Genomic DNA, 17,052 nt, shown 5'->3' with positions numbered 1-17,052 from the left:
TCAGGGGCCAGGCATCTTTCTTATCGTCACGCGCTGATTGTAACGATGCCGCAGTGAGCGCGGCATCAGCATGGTGATGAAGGCCAGTAGCGTGACGATAGCGGCAACGATCCAAAGGGACGCATAGTCCATATACGCCCCGACAACAGCACCGCATAAAGCCCCGCTCAACATGCCAAGCCACGGTACAATTTGGATGGTCCAATCCATCTTGCGCTCACCGATCAGCCAGCGGCCAATGCCACGCCCGAAGCGGGACAGCGCCCCGGTCACATAGGTCAGCCCGATCGGCAGGCCTTCGACATGCTCGACGGCGGCATTGATCATGCCCATGGCCAGAACCACCAAATAGAATTGTACAAGCGGCAGTTCACTGGTCGGCATGACCGAGGCGACGGCCAATGTTGCACCAACTGCGGCAAGCACCGCAAAGATGCGGTTGTCGGCCCTGTGCGCAATGACAATCCCCACCGCATTTCCCAGCACAAAGGTGGCAATAGCCCCCAACAGTTTCAGGGCATGGCCCCAGTTACCGTCCTGCAATGACATGGCTGCCCGTGTTGTGTTGCCTGTCATGAATGAGACGAAGTCGCCGGACATGCGAAGACCTATGGCGTCTGTCATGCCGGCGATAAAGGAAAGGGTAGCGACAAGGGCAATACCCATGCCGGTGCGTTTGGCCTTGATAAGAGAGCGGCGTCTTTGTCGTGTCATGATCTGCTCGACTGCGAATAGGTTTCGCGGGCCGGCGAGCCGTGGTGATGCGCGGGTCGGGTCCGACTCAAAATAGAATGCTTGAGCTTTTGTTGTAGGCTCATTCCCCTGATCACTGCAACTTTACATCGCAGCCTCTCGGTTCAATCGGCCCTGAACGCAAGGGATAGGGCGCAGTATGCGTCACCTGTGGTTGCGGTCGCGCTACACCAATTTGTGATCTTCACATGGGCTTGTGGGCAAATCCCCGCAGGTCAAGGCCATGGTTCGTACAAAAACATCCAAAAAGTACAAGACTCTGCAAATCGGTAAATATATAGTTGCCAAACGTACTCATGTTTATTATCGGACTGCTATGAAAGAGAGCCGGGGCATCCTCGCTCAATTGAGCCAAAGGCTTGACGGTATTCATGGGTGCTCTTTTTTTACGGTAGACCGGGAAACCAATATCATGCTCGCCGAAACGTCCATCACCTCATCTGCTACCAGCGCGCGACGCAGCAATACATCCATTGCGTCTTTTTACGCTGTCGCTTTAGCAGCTCTTATGACTGCGGGTAGTGTCGCGGCGCAGACTTCGGCTCCTTCTGTAAGTTCTGAACAACCGGCAGCTGTCCAGGCACCTGCAGCGACCACCGCCCCGGTATCGCCGGCGCCGGCAACATCGACCCAGCAAAACCCTGCGCAAGCAATTCCGGTTCAGGCGGCTCCTACAACACCGGCAGCGACACCTGCACCGCAGGCCGCCGAGCCATCAACCAACGCGCCAGCAACAGGCAGTGAACAGACACCACCTGCTGCTACACCTGCGCCGAATGCGGCCCAGACTGGTCCCGCACAACAGCCAGCGGCTGCTCCGCAGTCCGAGCCAGCAGCGCAGGAGCCAGAAGCTGCGCCAGCAGAAGCTGAGCAGCCCGCTACCATGCTGGAGCAGATTTTCCAGAGCCCAGGCGAACGCTCCGACATTCCGCACGACCTGTCGCCTGTCGGCATGTTCATGGCAGCGGACTGGGTGGTCAAGGCGGTTATGATCGGGCTTGCTTTCGCATCGATCGTCACCTGGACCGTTGGTTTTGCCAAGATTATCGAACTGGCCGGTGCGCGCGTGCGCGTTGGCGCCGCCTTGCGCATTGTTCGTCGTGCCCGTTCGCTGGAGGAAGCTGTTCAGGCGGTTGAAAACAAGGGCGGCCCTGCAGCATTGATGCTGAAGGTGGCATCGTTTGAAACGAAGGTTTCCGATCCAGTTGTCGAACACACCGATGGCGCCGGCATCAAGGAGCGCGTGGCCTCTGCCCTGTCGCGTATTGAAAGCCACGGCGGGCGTCGCATGTCGCGCGGTACGGGTGTACTGGCGACCATTGGTTCCACCGCACCGTTTGTCGGTCTGTTTGGCACGGTCTGGGGCATCATGAACTCGTTCATCAGCATCTCGGAATCGCAGACCACCAACCTTGCCGTTGTGGCACCGGGTATCGCTGAAGCTCTGCTGGCAACTGCGATCGGTCTGGTCGCCGCTATTCCTGCTGTTGTGATCTATAACGTCTTTGCCCGTTCGATTACCGGTTATCGCCACCTGCTGGCAGACGTTGCGGCAGGTGTCGAGCGTCTCGTTAGCCGTGATCTCGATTTCCGTCGCGTTCCCCCTAGCGACAACAAACCTTCCGTTTCGCTTGTTGGGAGATAAGGATTATGGCTGGCGGCATTCGTGAAGAAAGCGGCGACGATCTCTCCGAAAACCATGAGATCAATGTCACGCCATTTATCGACGTCATGCTGGTGCTGCTCATCATCTTCATGGTGGCAGCACCTCTGGCCACGGTCGACGTCAATGTTGACCTGCCGGCCTCGACGGCCAAACCTGCAGAGCGTCCCGATGAACCTATCTATCTGACGGTGAAGGAAGACTTGAGCCTTAATCTTGGCAATGATCCCGTCGAAAAGGCCAATCTTGCCTCGATGCTGGATGGCAAGACGCAGGGCAACAAGGATGCCCGCATTTTTCTGCGCGCAGACAAAACTGTCGATTACGGGCAGTTCATGGAAGTCATGAATGCGCTGCGTGATGCGGGTTATCTCAAAATCGCATTGGTCGGGCTTGAAGCATTGCCCGCACCGGTTTCTCAAACGGCGCCGGGTGAAACCGGAACTGCGCCAAACGCTGGAACAACGGGAACGGCTCAATGACAACGCTCCGTCAGCCGCAGGCAAGACATTCCAGAGTAGGAGAAATCCTGGTCTGGTCTTTCGCTGCCGTCGTTATGCTTTCGGCACATGCAGGGCTTGCGGCACTGCTGTTGCTGGAACCAGTACCGACTGCGGCACAGGACGCGCCTCCGGCAGCAATCATGATTGAAATGGCTGCCCTGCCGGAATCGGTTGATACGACGGAAAATGTCATCAATCCCGATACGGCTGAAGCAGAAGATATCAAGAGTGACACGGTAGAACCAGTCGAAGAAGTGACCGAGGTTCCTCCGCCCCCTGAGCCGCAACCTGAGCCAGAGCCTATCCCGGAGCCTGTTGTCGAGGAAACACCACCTGAGCCGGTAGAAGAGGTTGCAGAACCTCTGCCGGAAGAACTGCCGGAACCGATCGAAGAAATTGATCCGATTCAGCAGGAAATGGTTGCTGCACTTGAAAATGTGGAAGTACCGTTGCCGGTCAGCCGTCCGCCGCCACCTGTTGAAAAGAAGGCTGAAGTAAAGAAGGTCGAAGACAAGAAAAAGAAGCCTGACACGCAACCTAAAAAGCCGCCGCCAGCTTCAAAGTCCTCGCAGATGGCCAAGGTCGATGCGACCGAGTCCAATCGTACCGCGGCCCAGAAGACCAGTGTTGGTTCATCCTCGTCTTCCGTCTCACCTGCCCGTTGGCAAAACCGAGTAATGGCGCATCTGGAGCGTCGCAAGCGTTACCCGTCAGATGCTCGCTCCCGCAAGGAACAGGGAACGGCCTATGTGCGGTTCCAGATTGATGAGGGCGGCAATGTCCTGTCGGTTTCGCTGTCGCGTTCTTCCGGTTCTGCTGCACTGGACGAAGAAGTCGTTTCCATGGTCCGTCGTGCCTCACCGGTTCCGGCCCCGCCACCTGGCGTCAGCAAGACGATTGTCGCACCGGTGCAGTTCACCATTCGCTGAGTGGTGAACTGCATTTACAACGGATGATCCCGAATGCTCGTCTGGTCATGACAAGGGTAGCTTGCTATCGCTTGTCATGACGTGCTTTTCCGTAGACGTTTGTTTGCGGTGCATTTGAGAAAAGGCCAGCATTTTATGAAGTTCAGTATTTCCGATGCGGAAGATTTTGTTTCCGATATTTTTGAAAAGAATGGTGTGATTTCCACAAGCGCCCGCTCCACCGCAAAAGCGCTTGTTGCAGCAGAAGCTGCCGGGCAGGGCGGTCACGGGTTCAGACGCATTCCGGCCTATGTCAAACAGACACGCGCCGGCAAGGTTGACGGCAAGGCTGTCGTGACAACGAGACGTTTGAAACCGGGCGTTCTGGCTATCGATGCTGCCCATGGCTACGCCTATCCAGCGCTGGATGCAGCGGTTTCCGAACTGCCAGCTATTGCCAGGGAGCAGGGCATTGCCTTGGCTGCCATTTCGCGCTCACACCACGCGGGTGTCATGGCCTTGACCGTGGAACGTTTTGCCGAGCAGGGTCTGGTGGCACTGATGGTCGCCAATGCTCCCGCGGCAATTGCACCATGGGGTGGCACCAAACCACTATTTGGCACCAACCCGATTGCCTTTGCAGCGCCGGTTTCCGGTCAGGACCCCTTGGTCATCGATCTGGCACTGTCCAAAGTGGCGCGCGGAAAGGTCATGGCCGCCCGGCAGAAAGGCGTAAAAATCCCCGAGGGCTGGGCGCTCGATATCGATGGCAAACCAACGACGGACGCAGAGGCGGCAATGGCGGGCACCATGATCCCGGCGGGTGACGCAAAGGGGGCAGCACTCGCCTTCATGGTGGAGATTATGGCGGCAGGTCTGACCGGGGGGGACTTTGCATTTGAATCGCCATCGCTGTTTGATGAAAACAGCCGTTCTGTTGCGCTGGGTCACACCATCATCGCCATTGATCCGTCGGTGACGGCCGGAGATATGTTTACAAGTCGTCTGGCAATGTTTGCCGCGGAGATCGAGGCGCAACCGGAGGTGCGTTTGCCGGGGCGGCGCAGTCAAGGAAACCGCAAGCGCGCATATGATGACGGTATCATCATTGAAACTGACATTCTGGAAGAGATCGCCGCGCTCTGATCTGTTAAGTGCTGTTTGCAAAAACTAGGCGGCCTGGTGAGGCAATCATTCACCTCACCAGGCCGTCAACCGCAAGTGCGATCCGCCACCGGGTAAACCCGGCCACTGCGGTTACGTATGGCACCGAAGACGTCATCGCCTCGAAACACCACACGGGCTGCGCTGCAAACGCAAAACTTGGCAGCGAAGATAAAACATCCCTCCCCAAAGTGGTTCCCCAATGCGGGGTGGAGGGCATCCGATACGAAAACTAAAGCATGCTCACCGAACACAACTAACCGTTTTGGGGTAGGCACATGCAATAAGCAGAGAAAACGGCTATTTTCCGCTAATACAACGGGGTTGAGCGGAAAATACTTTTGTCGCGGATCAGATGTCGCGCTCGATAATACCCTTAAGCAGGGCTATACTGATAGCGTGCAACAGATTGTTCGCGCCAAGCTTTTGACGTGCACTCGCAAGTGCCGCCTGAATTTCATCTTCCGATTTTTCAAGATTTTTGGCGATAATCGAAGGGTGAGTGCCCTCCGCCGCCATGGTGAGATAGGTTTTTTCACAGTCGGTCAGCGTTTCAGGGCGTGCAAAATCGCCCGCATGCTGTTTATGCGGAGACATGGTCATTCTTTTCAATACCATTCTGACAAACATGCTCATCGCCCGCTTGGGCGGGTCGGTGGTTTTGTCGTTATTCCAAGAATTAGGAAGCATGCTGCCAAATGCAGCACAACTTCAGCGACTGTCATGAGTGAAAAGGCACGGCGCTACGTTGCGTCCGGTCATTCAGTTGCGGAGCCTAATATACAGAGGGAGATGGGAAATATATAACCTCAGGCGCCAAAAAATGTACACTAAAGACATTTTTTAGTAATGTGTTGTCCCAATTTGGGTCAATTCACTGAATTTCCTGATTTTTATCGAACATGTCAAGCAACTTTACGATGTTTTGCTGCGTCAAAGCGGGTTGTGTTATTCAAAAATTTCGTGACGTACTTTCGCGCAGGGCTTTTGGGGTCATGCCAAACCAGCGCGACACCGATCGCGAAAAGGCACTTGGCGCCGAATAACCCAGTCGGTAACAAATGTCCGCAATAGGTAATTCGCTTTCGGTCAGAAGTGTATGGCTGGCTTCACGCCTGACCTCGTCCCGCAATGTGTTGAGGTTGGTCCCGGCTTCCGCAAGCCGCCGCTGGAATGTACGGGCCGACAGGCTGAAGTAGGGTGATATCTCCTCAAGAGAAATATCGCGCTCATTCATGCGCATCTGCATGTAACGTCGAACCTGACTGACAAAGTTCTGCTCGGATAAAGATGAAATTTCCGGCCGCATGGCCCGACACTGCAAATCCATCAGGGTAAACAGGCGAATATCACCTTTGGGGTTCACCGCGTCCAGTAGATGTACCGGCACATGTACGCGGTTGATACGCCGTGAATATTCGATGTGTTTGGAGAAAGCTTTTTTGAAAAGGTTGGTGTTTTTGGGCTTAGGCCGTTCCAACTCGACCAGAAGAGTGTCAATTTCGTCGCCAGTAATCTGCCGCAACCGGTTAAACGCCATCGCGAGCGACATATCGGTATATTGGTCGCGTTTGGCAATCACAGGCGCAAAAGTCCACGAGAGACTGGCAAACTTCTCGCCAAACTCCAGCTGTGTATCGCTGGCATTGGTCGCGTAATAGAGATGTTCGTCCACGAATTTCAGGTAATCGCGCACAGTTGGTGCACTCATCAGGCCATAACCGAATGGGCCAGTTGCACCAGGGGTGAGAAAACCCGCACACTGCAAACCAAATGTGTCATCATCCGCCAGCGTCGCGCAGGTTTCCAGAAGACGGCACAGGCGATCGAGACTGACACGTGCCGTCATACTCTGCAAAACGTCAGGATCAATGTCCAAGGACTTAGCAATCGGCTTGATATCGATGCCACAGGATTGCGCATAGCCGGAAATAGCCGATCCTAAACCGGCCACAATCGTTATCTCGTCTATGAGCCTTGGATGGGGCATAGCACAATTGGCGTGTAATGTTTAACAAACGTCGCCAAATGGTAATCGCGATATTGCTAGATGTCGAGTGGTTTTGAAATTTTCTTTCGCGAAGTACCCTGAATTTCACCGACTTGAACTAAAGCTTTTTTGAGGGTTCAAGAAGGCCTTTAAGATTTATCTCTGACGGTAGTTTTCCAGCATCTGAATGAGAGCTTGCCCTGCTGTCTCAAGATCGCCGCTATTGTCGATCGTGGCAACATTAAAGTTGGGGGGGATGTCAAAAACACTGCGTTGCAGCCGCAAGAGAATGTCGGCCTTGCTTTCACGGCCGCGTTTCTCGAGCCGTTCCGCCAAAACCTCGGTCCGCGCCGTAATGTTGATGACCTGCAGACGAGCAAAGGCTGACTGGAAATCCGGTAGGGTCGAGCGCGATCCGTTGACGATGACAAGATCGCCCTTCTCCAACTGCGAAAACACGTAAGCTGGTACACCGTAGCTCAGGCCGTGGGCTTTCCAGCACACAGCAAACTTGTCCTGTGCCTCAAGCGCTGCAAATTCGTCTGATGTGACGCTGTCGTGATCTTCACCACCCGCATCCTTGCTGCGTGTAATGACACGACGCACAAAATGCACATCCGCGCAGCCTTGAAAATGCTGCGCGGCCAGTGCCAGCAGACTGTCTTTGCCGGCACCGCTGGGGCCGACCACGGCAACCAATGTGCCGTGTCTGCCTTGTGTCATGGACTGGGCGGTAGGGTCGATGTCCATCAGGCGACGCGACGTCCCTGACGCCAGACGGAACGAACCACTGGTACGCCTTCTTCGCGGTGTACACGTACCAGATCGGCGCGCAGGCCGGTGCGTATAGCGCCACGATCATCAAGGCTGACAGAGCGGGCTGGATTGGTTGTCACGAATGCAAGTGCCTGTGGCAACGATATGCTTTCTACCGAATCTGCGATGATAAACGGCGCGTATAGCAGGCTGAATGGAACGTAATCGGATGACAACACATCGAGTACACCCAGCTCTGCCAGATCCTTGGCGGCAATATTTCCGGAGTGGGACTGTCCGCGCACAATGTTCGGCGCACCCATCAGCACGCTCATGCCGGCCTCGTGCGAGGCGCGGGCGGCTTCGATGCTGGTTGGGAATTCCGCAACCTTGACACCATGGCCGATAGCTTCCTGCACATGTTCGGTGGTGGCATCGTCATGGCTGGCAACGGTAATGCCGCGCTCTGCACAGCGAGCCGCCAGATAGTCACGATGCGGCGCGGAATATTGTGCCGAGGCTAATTTGCGACGATCAACGAAACGGGCAAAGGCTTCGTCACTCAGGCCACGCTTTTTCTGGTAGTAGAGAATATATTGATCTAGCGACTGGAACTGGCGCTGGCCCGGGGAGTGGTCCATCAACGAAATCAGCTTCACATTCGGATCGTTTTCGAAATCCTCGAAATGTTCCAGCACGTCGGATGACGCCACTTCGCAGCGCAGGTGCAGAAGGTGCTCGGCGCGCAGGCGGTTCTGGCCAGCGGCATGTTCAATGGCATCAGCCATTTCACGCATCTCGCCTTTTTTGAAGCCACCATCCTCGTCGGAGCCAAGGCGCAGGCAGTCAAACACCGTGGTGATGCCGGAGGCCGCAACCTGTGCATCATGAGCCTGCACGGCGGCTGTTTTATTCCAGGTTACGCCTGGACGTGGCGAATAGTGCTGCTCCAGATGGTCGGTGTGGAGTTCAACGAGGCCGGGGATGAGGTAATCACCTTCGAGATCCTCACCGGTTGTAGCAGGGCCAGCGCTGATATCAGCGATAAGCCCGTCACGGATCAGGACCGAACCTGAAATGATATCGTCTTCAAGGACGATACGGGCGTTGGAAAGAACCTGTTCGGAACGCATTGCTGGTGTCTTTCTATCGGGTGGCAAGCGAGTGCCAGGAGTGAACTTTAAAAGGCTCTCCACGCTGTTCTTCAACAAAAAGCGCAAGGCCGGTAATTGGGAGTGGACGGTTGATAAATTCTGAAAAATGCCCGTTGAGCGCGGAATGAATATCAGGGCGATCCGGCTCTTCGGTTGGACCGGTCAGGGTCATGTGGAAGCGAAATTCTTCCATCACATGCGGGTAACCCCACAGCATGAGATTGTCGCGCTGCTTGGGTGTGAGATTTTGTGGGCGGCGACGGGCGATGTCGGAGTCAGAAAGCGGTGCGCGGAATTCATCGAAAAAATCGACGATATCAGCAGCAAAATCCTGCAATGGCCCGTGCACGGAATGCGGGACAAGCGCGAAAAACGGGCCGAGCTGACCAACCACGATCTGCGGAATATCAAATGCCGTGCGCGTTTCAGCGAAGTTTTTGACAGCAGCAATCAATTGCGCTTCGGTCTTTTTTTCCGACAGCTCGAATGGCGCTTTCAGCGTGGCGTGAAATCCGTAACGTCGTGGCTCGGCCGTCAGCTCTTCGCGCGCTTCATTGTCGGCGTGGATCTCACCGGTGAAGGGATCTCGCCCCAGCCATCGGGCTGCAGCAAGGTTCAAAGGGTGTGTCTGCGGAGGTGTGAAATAAACAGCGTATCGCACTGTGGGATCTTTCAAACATCATGGGAACTACAGCGAACCTCATTTGAAGCCAAAGCCGGGTTCGCTGCAAGTCAGGCCATGCGCCTAAATGATTTCCATGACAGAATGATGATACTGTTTACGTCTTGATCGTTAATGTGCGGTTTTGCCGATCAGTCTTGAGCGAATGGCGTTGGAAATGCCATCGAACAGGAAAACCACAAACAGGATCAGCAGCACCATATAGGCAACCTTGTCCCAGTCGGCATTGGTGCCCATGGCCTCGAGCAGTTTGAGACCGATACCACCAGCACCCACGGCACCGATGATGGTGGCAGAACGTGTGTTGCTTTCCCAGAAATACAGGGACTGTGAAATGAACACTGGCAGCACCTGTGGCACCACGCCGTAACGATTGACCACCGCAGGTGACGCACCCACCGACTTGACGCCTTCGCGCTGCTTGTCATCGACATTTTCCAATGCCTCGGCATAAACCTTACCAAGCGCGCCAGTGTCGGTGAAAAAGATAGCCGCAATACCGGGTATTGGCCCAGGACCAAAGCTGCGGGTAAAGAACAGCGCCCAGATCAGCATATCAATGGAGCGTAGGAAATCGAAGGCGCGCTTCATGCCCCAGTTGGCAAGGCGGTTTGGCGTGATGTTGCGCGCCGCGATGAAGGCGAAGGGAAACGCGACCAGCGTACCCAACAGGGTACCGACAAAAGCCATGACCAGCGTCTGCATCAGCTTGGACAGAATGTCCGCATGCTGCCAGACCTTGTTGTTGAGGAAGTCGTCGGTCATGTTGGCGATGTTGGACTGGTTCGGATCCAGCCGTTCACCAACCGTCGCGAGCGCAATCAACTCACCAACGCTTTTGCCCCAGAATTCCGACTGCGTATCGAAGAAGAAGTTGGCCCAGCCCATGAAACGACGCTGCACGTAAACCTGGCTGTTGCGAATTTCAGCCTGACCTTCGAAACCGTAGTTGACGATGACCTTGCTTCCATCCTGCTGGATGGCGGCTGGTGCATCAACCGGGGCAGTGACCATGTCCTGTGAGATGGTGACCGTATAAGGCGTGCCGGCAACGTAAACCTCGACCTTGTCGGTGGTAATGTCCAGCCGGTCATCCATGCTGCCATAGGTCACCGTATAGCTGCCATTCTGACCGGGGATCAACCAGTCTATGTCAGCGCCCGCCGGATACTGCCCACGGCTCGACCATTGTGGCACCACCGCGCCATCCTGGAAGCGCAGGCGCGGTTGCGCGCGCCAGGAGTACCAATCCTGAATATAGGACGATGCACGGTCCCAGCGGCCCTGCATCAGCGCGGGGCCGACGTTGAAGAATACGAAGCACAGCGCCAGATAGGACACCACGGCTCCAAGGCTGATGAGCAGGCCGTAGCGCTGCATGAAGCTCTTGTGGAACACGTGAGGGTAGGTCTTTGTCAGGCGCTCGCGCTCGGAGGCATGGATCGATGGTGTGGATTTCATCAGACTGTTCCTTGCGCGCTGTCAAATGCCTGCTGGCCTATCAGCCGGCGGCGAAGCCATGACGAAAACTGGTCCACTGCGATGATGGTGATCAGCAGCAGGATGATGATGGCGTATGTCTTGGCGGCGTGATCGCGGCCAATGGCCAGACGGAACACCTCACCAATACCGCCACCGCCGACCGCGCCGATGATGGTGGAGGCACGCACGTTGATTTCAGCGCGCAGCAACGCATAGGAAACGAAGTTTGGCAGAACCTGCGGCACGATGGCGTAGCGGACGCGTTCCAGCCAGTTGGCACCAGCGGCGCGCAGACCTTCATCGGGGCGCATATCGGCATTCTCGACCACTTCGAAGAACAGCTTGCCCAGCGCGCCCACGGTGTGGATGGTAATGGCAACGATAGCGGCAATCGGACCGATGGACAGGATGGCGGTTAGCAGACCGGCGACCACGATTTCCGGGAAGGCGCGCATCACTTCCATGATACGGCGTACAACCCAGCGCACAATTCCGGCACCAACCAGATTGGTCGAGGCGAAAAAGCACAGGATGAATGCAAAGCCGGTGCCGATTAGTGTCGAAACAAGCGCGATATTCAGGGTGATGATCAGCTGGTAGATGAAAAACGGAATATAGAAATTGTCCGTCACATAAACCCTGTCAGCCGTGTAGTTGTATTTGAGTGAGCCATCATCATAGGGCGATGGTAGATCGAACATGGCGCGGAAAATTTCCAGTGGGCTATCCGGCACGAATGTCTTGATGAAATCGAACAGGTAAGGAAGGCGTTCAAAGAACTTGCCCGAATTTGCATTGTTCGCGAAGTTCAGCGATGCGCCGAGCGCGATCAGGAAAACGACAATCGAAATGGCCGTATAGATCCGTCGTGTTCTCAACTGCTGCTGATAATGACGCATGACGGTGGACGCGGATTGTCCCAGCCCGCCCAGTGTCGAAGTCGTCGAATGTCCGCTCATGCTGCATCTTCCTGTTGCGAAAAAAAGCGGCGGCTTAGAAGCCGCCGCTCTGTTTTTATCCGTACCAATCAGCCGCCGATAACGGACTTACGGGCGTCGATGATGGTCTGGTAGAAGGAAGCATCAACCTTGATGTATTCCTTGTTGTCGCCCTGTGTGAATGCCTTGAAGCAAGCGTTGTCGTTCTTTGGCAGAGCCAGGAAGAAGTCTTCAACCTTGGTCTTCATTTCTTCGCCGACCTTGTTGGAAACCATCAGCGGGCCGTTAGGGATCAGAGGGGACTTCCAGACTTCAACGATATCGTCCATGTCGAGGTTGCCCTTGTTGACCATCTGGTGAAGGTTGCCACCGGTGTAGCCTTCTTCCCACTTGCCAACGCCCGAACCGAAGGTCGTGCCAACGTCGAACTTCTTGTCGAGAACGGCGAGAACGAGGTTCTCATGGCCGCCGCCGAAGCCGCTTTCAGAGAAGTATTCCTTGACGGAAGTGCCGATTTCTTTTGGCAGTGCAACGTTTGGAACAAGGTAACCAGAGGTGCTGTCAGGGTCAGCAAAGCCGATCTTCTTGCCCTTGGCGTCAGCCAGAGACTTGATACCGCTGTCCTTGCGGGCAACCATGATGGAGTAGTAACCGGAAGAGCCGTCAGCCTGGGTGTAGGTGAGGATCGGGTCAACAGCGTTTGGATCTGTCAGAGCGATCTTGGCGTAGGAAGACGCGCCCATGGAAGCGATGTCGATGGTGCCGCCGAGCAGACCCTGGATAACGCCGTTGTAGTCAGGCGATGGGAAGATCTGAACTTCGGAAACGCCGGTCGCAGCCTTCAGGCCTTCAACCAGGCACTGGGTGTTGCGGATCTGGTCGGCTTCGTTTTCAGAACCGTCGAGACCGATGCGCAGAACCTTGACGTCCTGAGCCATAGCGGCACTTGCAAGCATACCAACGGCAGTCGCCGCGAGAAGAGCTTTCTTGAACATGAGATCATCTCCTGATGTCCGGTTGCCCGGTTTTGCTGATGAGTGATGCCCTTGACGCGGGCGTAACGATACTGTGCGGTCTTCAAACCCCGGCGACAGCCAGAGGCTCCAGACCGGCAGATTGCTTTGCATCGGCGTCAAGCCGAGCTCCTGGTATGGTGATGCTGGTGGAGGTCATGCTCTCGTCGATGCCTGCCCCATGCGAATCCGTACCGTAAATTTCCTTAACGGCGGCAGCCGTGAGTTCCGAAGGTGTGCCGTCAAAAACCACACGGCCAGCCGACATGCCGATGATGCGTTCGCAATAATTGCGCGCCGTATCCAGAGTATGCAGGTTGGTCAGTACGGTAATGCCTTCGCGCTCGTTGATGTCGCGCAGTGCGTCCATCACGATCTTGGCGTTAAGCGGATCGAGCGACGCGATTGGCTCATCGGCCAGTACCATCTTTGGAGACTGCATCAAGGCGCGGGCAATCGCCACACGCTGCTGCTGGCCGCCGGAAAGCGTGCCTGCAGCCTGCAGGGCCACATGTTCGATGCCAAGGCGCTCAAGTGCGGAAATCGCCATGATGCGTTCGTCATGGGAAAAAATGCTGAGGAGGCTGAGCACGGTCGAACGATGGTTCAGGCGGCCCAGCATCACATTGGTCAACACGTCGAGACGTGGCACAAGATTGAACTGCTGGAAAATCATTGCGCAGTCGCGCTGCCAGTTGCGCAGCGAGGAGCCGCGCAGGCTGGATACTTCCGTGCCGTTGAAGCGGATGGAACCGTCGGTCGGATCGACCAGACGGTTGATCATGCGCAGCAGCGTGGACTTGCCGGCGCCCGAACGTCCGATGACGCCGACCATCTGTCCTTGAGGAATTTCCACGTTCACGGCATTTACAGCAACGTGATTGCCGAACCGGCGTGTGACGTGTCGAAGTTCAAGGCTCATTGTCTGTCCCGTACGCTATTGCTTCGGGACTTGGACCTAACACCACCCTGTGAAGCGGAAGTGTCAGTTTGGTGAAGAAATTGTTACAAACGCCAGATCAGCCCGCCGCGCGGTGCTCATATCGATCAACGAAGGATTGCGCATCCATCGAACGAAAATCCTCAAGTGCGGACCGAAGCGTCTGGTGGTCCCAGTTCCACCATGCCAGGCGGTCCATGCGCTCACCCAGTTCCTGTGAAAAACGCTCACGGATCAATTTGGCCGGAACACCACCGACGATGGTGTAGGGTGCGACATCCTTGGACACCACGGCACCCGCACCGATCACCGCGCCATTGCCGATTTTGACACCGGGCAGCACGGTAACACCGTGACCGATCCAGACATCATGGCCAATGACGACGCGCCGTTGTCGCCGGGCTTCAAAGAAATCCGTTTCGTCTTCGGCATCGTCCCAGTAACTGGCGGCGCGGTAGGTAAAGTGGTGCAGCGTGGCGCGCTCTACCGGATGGTTGGTGGCGTTGATACGCACGGACGCGGCGATATTGGCAAAACGGCCAATTGTTGCGCACCAGATTGCGCCATCCTGCATCACATAGGAGTAGTCGCCCATCTCCACTTCATGAATTCGGCAGCGTTCGGATATCTCCGTGTAGCGACCAATGGTCGAATTCTGCACATCCGCCGTCGGGTGGATAACGGGTTGAAGACCAACCTTTACACTCATGCTGCGATCTTTCTCGGTGAGAATTGGGCGACGTCAATGATGCGGTCGGCAACCGCTTCACGCACTTCTTCGTCATGGAAAATGCCGAGCAGTGCGACGCCCTGCTGTTTCTTCTTCTGGATCATGTCGATGGCAACGCGGCGGTTGCGTGCATCGAGTGAAGCCGTCGGTTCGTCCAGCAGCAGGATGGAATGGTCGGTAATGAAACCGCGGGCAATGTTGACGCGCTGTTGTTCACCACCGGAGAAGGTGGCAGGTGGCAACAACCACAATGCCTCCGGCAGATTGAGGGCGCACAGCAGTGCCCGTGCCCGTTCACGTGCATCTTCCAATGGTACCTGTCTTGCCAGCAATGGTTCGGCAACAACGTCGAGTGCGGAGACACGCGGCACGGTGCGCAGGAACTGGCTGACATAGCCGATGGTGCTTTTGCGCACTTCCAGCACGGTGCGTGGTGGCGCAATGGCAATATCGATCACCCGGCCTTCATGGCTGATCAGGATCTGCCCGCTGTCGATGGCATAATTGCCGTAGAGCATTTTCAGAATCGAGCTTTTGCCGATACCGGAGGGGCCACCCAGCACGGCACATTCGCCGGTGGCGACTGAAAAATTGACATTCTCGACCACGGGCAGAACGATGCCGTCGCGAAGATGCATGGTGAAGCTTTTGAAGACTTCTGAAACCACGAGAGGCGTTGTCATGAGAGTATGCCTTTCAGACTTGCAGGATCGAGGAAACGAGCAATTGTGTGTAGGGCTGGCGAGGGTCATCCAGCACACGGTCCGTCAGACCGTGTTCGATGACGTGGCCATCCTTCATCACCATCATGCGATGTGACAGGAGGCGTGCAACCGCCAGGTCGTGAGTAACAACGATAACCGCAAGACCGAGATCGTTGACCAGTCCACGAACCAGATCGAGCAGACGGGCCTGCACCGACACATCCAGACCACCGGTTGGTTCATCCATGAACACAAGACGTGGCGAGGTCACAAGATTGCGCGCAATCTGCAGTCGCTGGCGCATGCCGCCAGAAAAGGCGCGAGGCTGGTCGTCAATGCGGTCAATGCCGATTTCCACCCGTTGCAGCCAGTCCGACGCCGTATCGCGGATGTTGCCGTAGTGGCGTGCGCCAACCGCCATCAGCCGCTCGCCGACATTGCCTCCAGCCGAAACGGTCATACGCAGGCCATCGGCAGGGTTCTGGTGCACGAAACCCCAGTCGGTGCGCATCAGCAGGCGGCGTTCTGCTTCGTTGATGTGGTAGAGATTGCGGGTCACGTCGTCGCGCATGCGATATTCAACTGTGCCGGCGGTTGGCAGAAGGCGCGTCGAGATACAGTTGAGCAATGTCGTCTTGCCCGAACCGGATTCACCAACGATGGCCAGCACTTCACCGGGCCATAGTTCGAAAGACACATCCTTGCAGCCAATCCGGCCGCCGTAGAACTTGGAGACATTGCTGACTTTCAGCAAAGGCGTTTCGCTGTTCATTCTGCTGCCTCCGGCATGTCTGGTGAAAGGTGACCGCGATGGCCGTGTTCACGACGGTCCTCGCAGTGGTCGGTATCCGAACAGACGAACATACGTCCGCCCCCATCATCCAGAATGACTTCATCCAGATAGACATTGTCAGCGCCGCACAGCGCGCAGGGCTTGTCGAATGTCTGGATCTCAAACGGGTGGTCGTCGAAATCGAGGCTGACAACATCGGTATAGGGCGGGACCGCGTAAATACGTTTTTCACGACCGGCACCAAACAGCTGCAAGGCATCGGACATGTGCATTTTCGGATTGTCGAACTTTGGCGTCGGTGACGGGTCCATGACGTAACGGCCAGCAACCTTCACCGGGTAGGCATAGGTGCGGGAGATACGGCCATTATGGGCAATGTCTTCATACAGACGTACATGCATGAGACCATATTCTTCGAGCGCATGCATGACACGGGTTTCCGTTTCACGCGGCTCAAGGAAACGCAACGGTTCGGGAATCGGTACCTGATAGACGAGCACCTGACCTGCCGTCAGTTTTTCCTCGGGAATGCGGTGACGGGTCTGGATGATCGTTGCTTCACTGGTATGGGTGGTGACAGCGACATTGGCCACCTTCTGGAAGAAGGCGCGGATGGAGACCGCATTGGTGGTGTCGTCTGCTCCCTGGTCGATAACTTTCAGCGTATCGTCCAGTCCGATGATGGCAGCTGTGACCTGCACACCACCGGTGCCCCAGCCGTATGGCATGGGCATTTCGCGCGATGCAAACGGTACCTGATAACCCGGCACGGCGATGGCTTTGAGAATAGCGCGGCGGATCATTCGCTTGGTCTGTTCATCCAGATAAGCGAAGTTGTAACCGGCTAAATCATCCTTGAATGAAACTTCAGGCGGCATT

General features: G+C 55.9%; 18 protein-coding genes. 4 read left to right on the top strand and 14 right to left on the bottom strand.

The features are described 5' to 3' along the window. Positions 1-714 (bottom strand): YoaK family protein, encoded by a 714-nt coding sequence (locus M2418_RS15510; protein WP_250983462.1) that lies wholly within the window; start codon positions 712-714, stop codon positions 1-3. Positions 715-1,165: 451 nt separating this feature from the next. Here M2418_RS15510 and exbB point away from each other — a divergent pair, with 451 nt between their 5' ends. From exbB to M2418_RS15490, 4 genes are all read left to right on the top strand, one after another. After that, positions 1,166-2,398, top strand: coding sequence for a tonB-system energizer ExbB (gene exbB / locus M2418_RS15505; RefSeq protein ID WP_192486858.1), 1,233 nt, complete (start codon positions 1,166-1,168; stop codon positions 2,396-2,398). Positions 2,399-2,403: 5 nt separating this feature from the next. Continuing rightward, on the top strand, positions 2,404-2,898 hold the full coding sequence (gene exbD, locus M2418_RS15500; RefSeq protein WP_250983463.1) for a TonB system transport protein ExbD: 495 nt from the start codon (positions 2,404-2,406) through the stop codon (positions 2,896-2,898). Beyond that, positions 2,895-3,848 carry an energy transducer TonB gene (locus M2418_RS15495; RefSeq protein ID WP_250983464.1) on the top strand — a complete coding sequence of 318 codons (954 nt, stop codon included), beginning with the start codon at positions 2,895-2,897 and terminating at the stop codon, positions 3,846-3,848. Before exbD ends, M2418_RS15495 begins: the two co-directional genes overlap by 4 nt. 135 nt (positions 3,849-3,983) lie before the next feature. Further along, positions 3,984-4,973 carry an Ldh family oxidoreductase gene (locus M2418_RS15490; protein WP_250983465.1) on the top strand — a complete coding sequence of 330 codons (990 nt, stop codon included), beginning with the start codon at positions 3,984-3,986 and terminating at the stop codon, positions 4,971-4,973. Between the two features lie 369 nt (positions 4,974-5,342). On the opposite strand, the gene M2418_RS15485 is transcribed toward M2418_RS15490, so the two are convergent. From M2418_RS15485 to M2418_RS15425, 13 genes are all read right to left on the bottom strand, one after another. Then, entirely contained in the window at positions 5,343-5,681 is a 339-nt protein-coding gene (locus tag M2418_RS15485) for a LuxR C-terminal-related transcriptional regulator (protein WP_250983466.1), read from the bottom strand. Between the two features lie 262 nt (positions 5,682-5,943). Then, positions 5,944-6,981, bottom strand: coding sequence for an AraC family transcriptional regulator (locus tag M2418_RS15480; protein ID WP_250983467.1), 1,038 nt, complete (start codon positions 6,979-6,981; stop codon positions 5,944-5,946). 156 nt (positions 6,982-7,137) lie between these two features. After that, the gene (gene phnN, locus M2418_RS15475; RefSeq protein ID WP_259147702.1) at positions 7,138-7,731 is read right to left on the bottom strand and encodes a phosphonate metabolism protein/1,5-bisphosphokinase (PRPP-forming) PhnN; all 594 of its coding nucleotides are present in this window, start codon (positions 7,729-7,731) and stop codon (positions 7,138-7,140) included. Further along, positions 7,731-8,870, bottom strand: coding sequence for an alpha-D-ribose 1-methylphosphonate 5-triphosphate diphosphatase (locus tag M2418_RS15470; protein ID WP_259147700.1), 1,140 nt, complete (start codon positions 8,868-8,870; stop codon positions 7,731-7,733). The genes phnN and M2418_RS15470 overlap by 1 nt, the downstream gene beginning before the upstream one ends. Positions 8,871-8,883: 13 nt before the next feature. Further along, on the bottom strand, positions 8,884-9,552 hold the full coding sequence (locus M2418_RS15465; RefSeq protein ID WP_259147699.1) for a DUF1045 domain-containing protein: 669 nt from the start codon (positions 9,550-9,552) through the stop codon (positions 8,884-8,886). A gap of 132 nt (positions 9,553-9,684) precedes the next feature. Beyond that, on the bottom strand, positions 9,685-11,034 hold the full coding sequence (phnE, locus tag M2418_RS15460; RefSeq protein ID WP_259147698.1) for a phosphonate ABC transporter, permease protein PhnE: 1,350 nt from the start codon (positions 11,032-11,034) through the stop codon (positions 9,685-9,687). Then, on the bottom strand, positions 11,034-11,954 hold the full coding sequence (gene phnE, locus M2418_RS15455; protein ID WP_192487822.1) for a phosphonate ABC transporter, permease protein PhnE: 921 nt from the start codon (positions 11,952-11,954) through the stop codon (positions 11,034-11,036). The genes phnE (M2418_RS15460) and phnE (M2418_RS15455) overlap by 1 nt, the downstream gene beginning before the upstream one ends. A 128-nt stretch (positions 11,955-12,082) precedes the next feature. Next, complete coding sequence (phnD, locus tag M2418_RS15450; RefSeq protein ID WP_259147696.1) at positions 12,083-12,988, bottom strand: phosphonate ABC transporter substrate-binding protein; 906 nt, start codon at positions 12,986-12,988, stop codon at positions 12,083-12,085. Between the two features lie 82 nt (positions 12,989-13,070). Beyond that, positions 13,071-13,928 (bottom strand): phosphonate ABC transporter ATP-binding protein, encoded by an 858-nt coding sequence (gene phnC, locus M2418_RS15445; RefSeq protein WP_259147694.1) that lies wholly within the window; start codon positions 13,926-13,928, stop codon positions 13,071-13,073. A gap of 97 nt (positions 13,929-14,025) precedes the next feature. Further along, positions 14,026-14,655, bottom strand: coding sequence for a DapH/DapD/GlmU-related protein (locus M2418_RS15440; RefSeq protein ID WP_259147692.1), 630 nt, complete (start codon positions 14,653-14,655; stop codon positions 14,026-14,028). Then, complete coding sequence (gene phnL / locus M2418_RS15435; RefSeq protein WP_259147690.1) at positions 14,652-15,359, bottom strand: phosphonate C-P lyase system protein PhnL; 708 nt, start codon at positions 15,357-15,359, stop codon at positions 14,652-14,654. Before phnL ends, M2418_RS15440 begins: the two co-directional genes overlap by 4 nt. Positions 15,360-15,372: 13 nt before the next feature. Next, positions 15,373-16,152, bottom strand: coding sequence for a phosphonate C-P lyase system protein PhnK (phnK, locus tag M2418_RS15430; RefSeq protein WP_259147688.1), 780 nt, complete (start codon positions 16,150-16,152; stop codon positions 15,373-15,375). Further along, complete coding sequence (locus M2418_RS15425; RefSeq protein WP_259147686.1) at positions 16,149-17,051, bottom strand: alpha-D-ribose 1-methylphosphonate 5-phosphate C-P-lyase PhnJ; 903 nt, start codon at positions 17,049-17,051, stop codon at positions 16,149-16,151. The genes phnK and M2418_RS15425 overlap by 4 nt, the downstream gene beginning before the upstream one ends. Between the last annotated feature and the right edge of the window lies 1 nt (position 17,052).

The organism is Rhizobium sp. BIGb0125 (genome assembly GCF_024810055.1).
In the GTDB taxonomy this organism is placed as follows: Bacteria; Pseudomonadota; Alphaproteobacteria; order Rhizobiales; family Rhizobiaceae; genus Agrobacterium.
The sequence above is the reverse complement of the archived record's forward strand: the minus strand, read 5'-3'. Positions and strand labels throughout refer to the sequence as shown.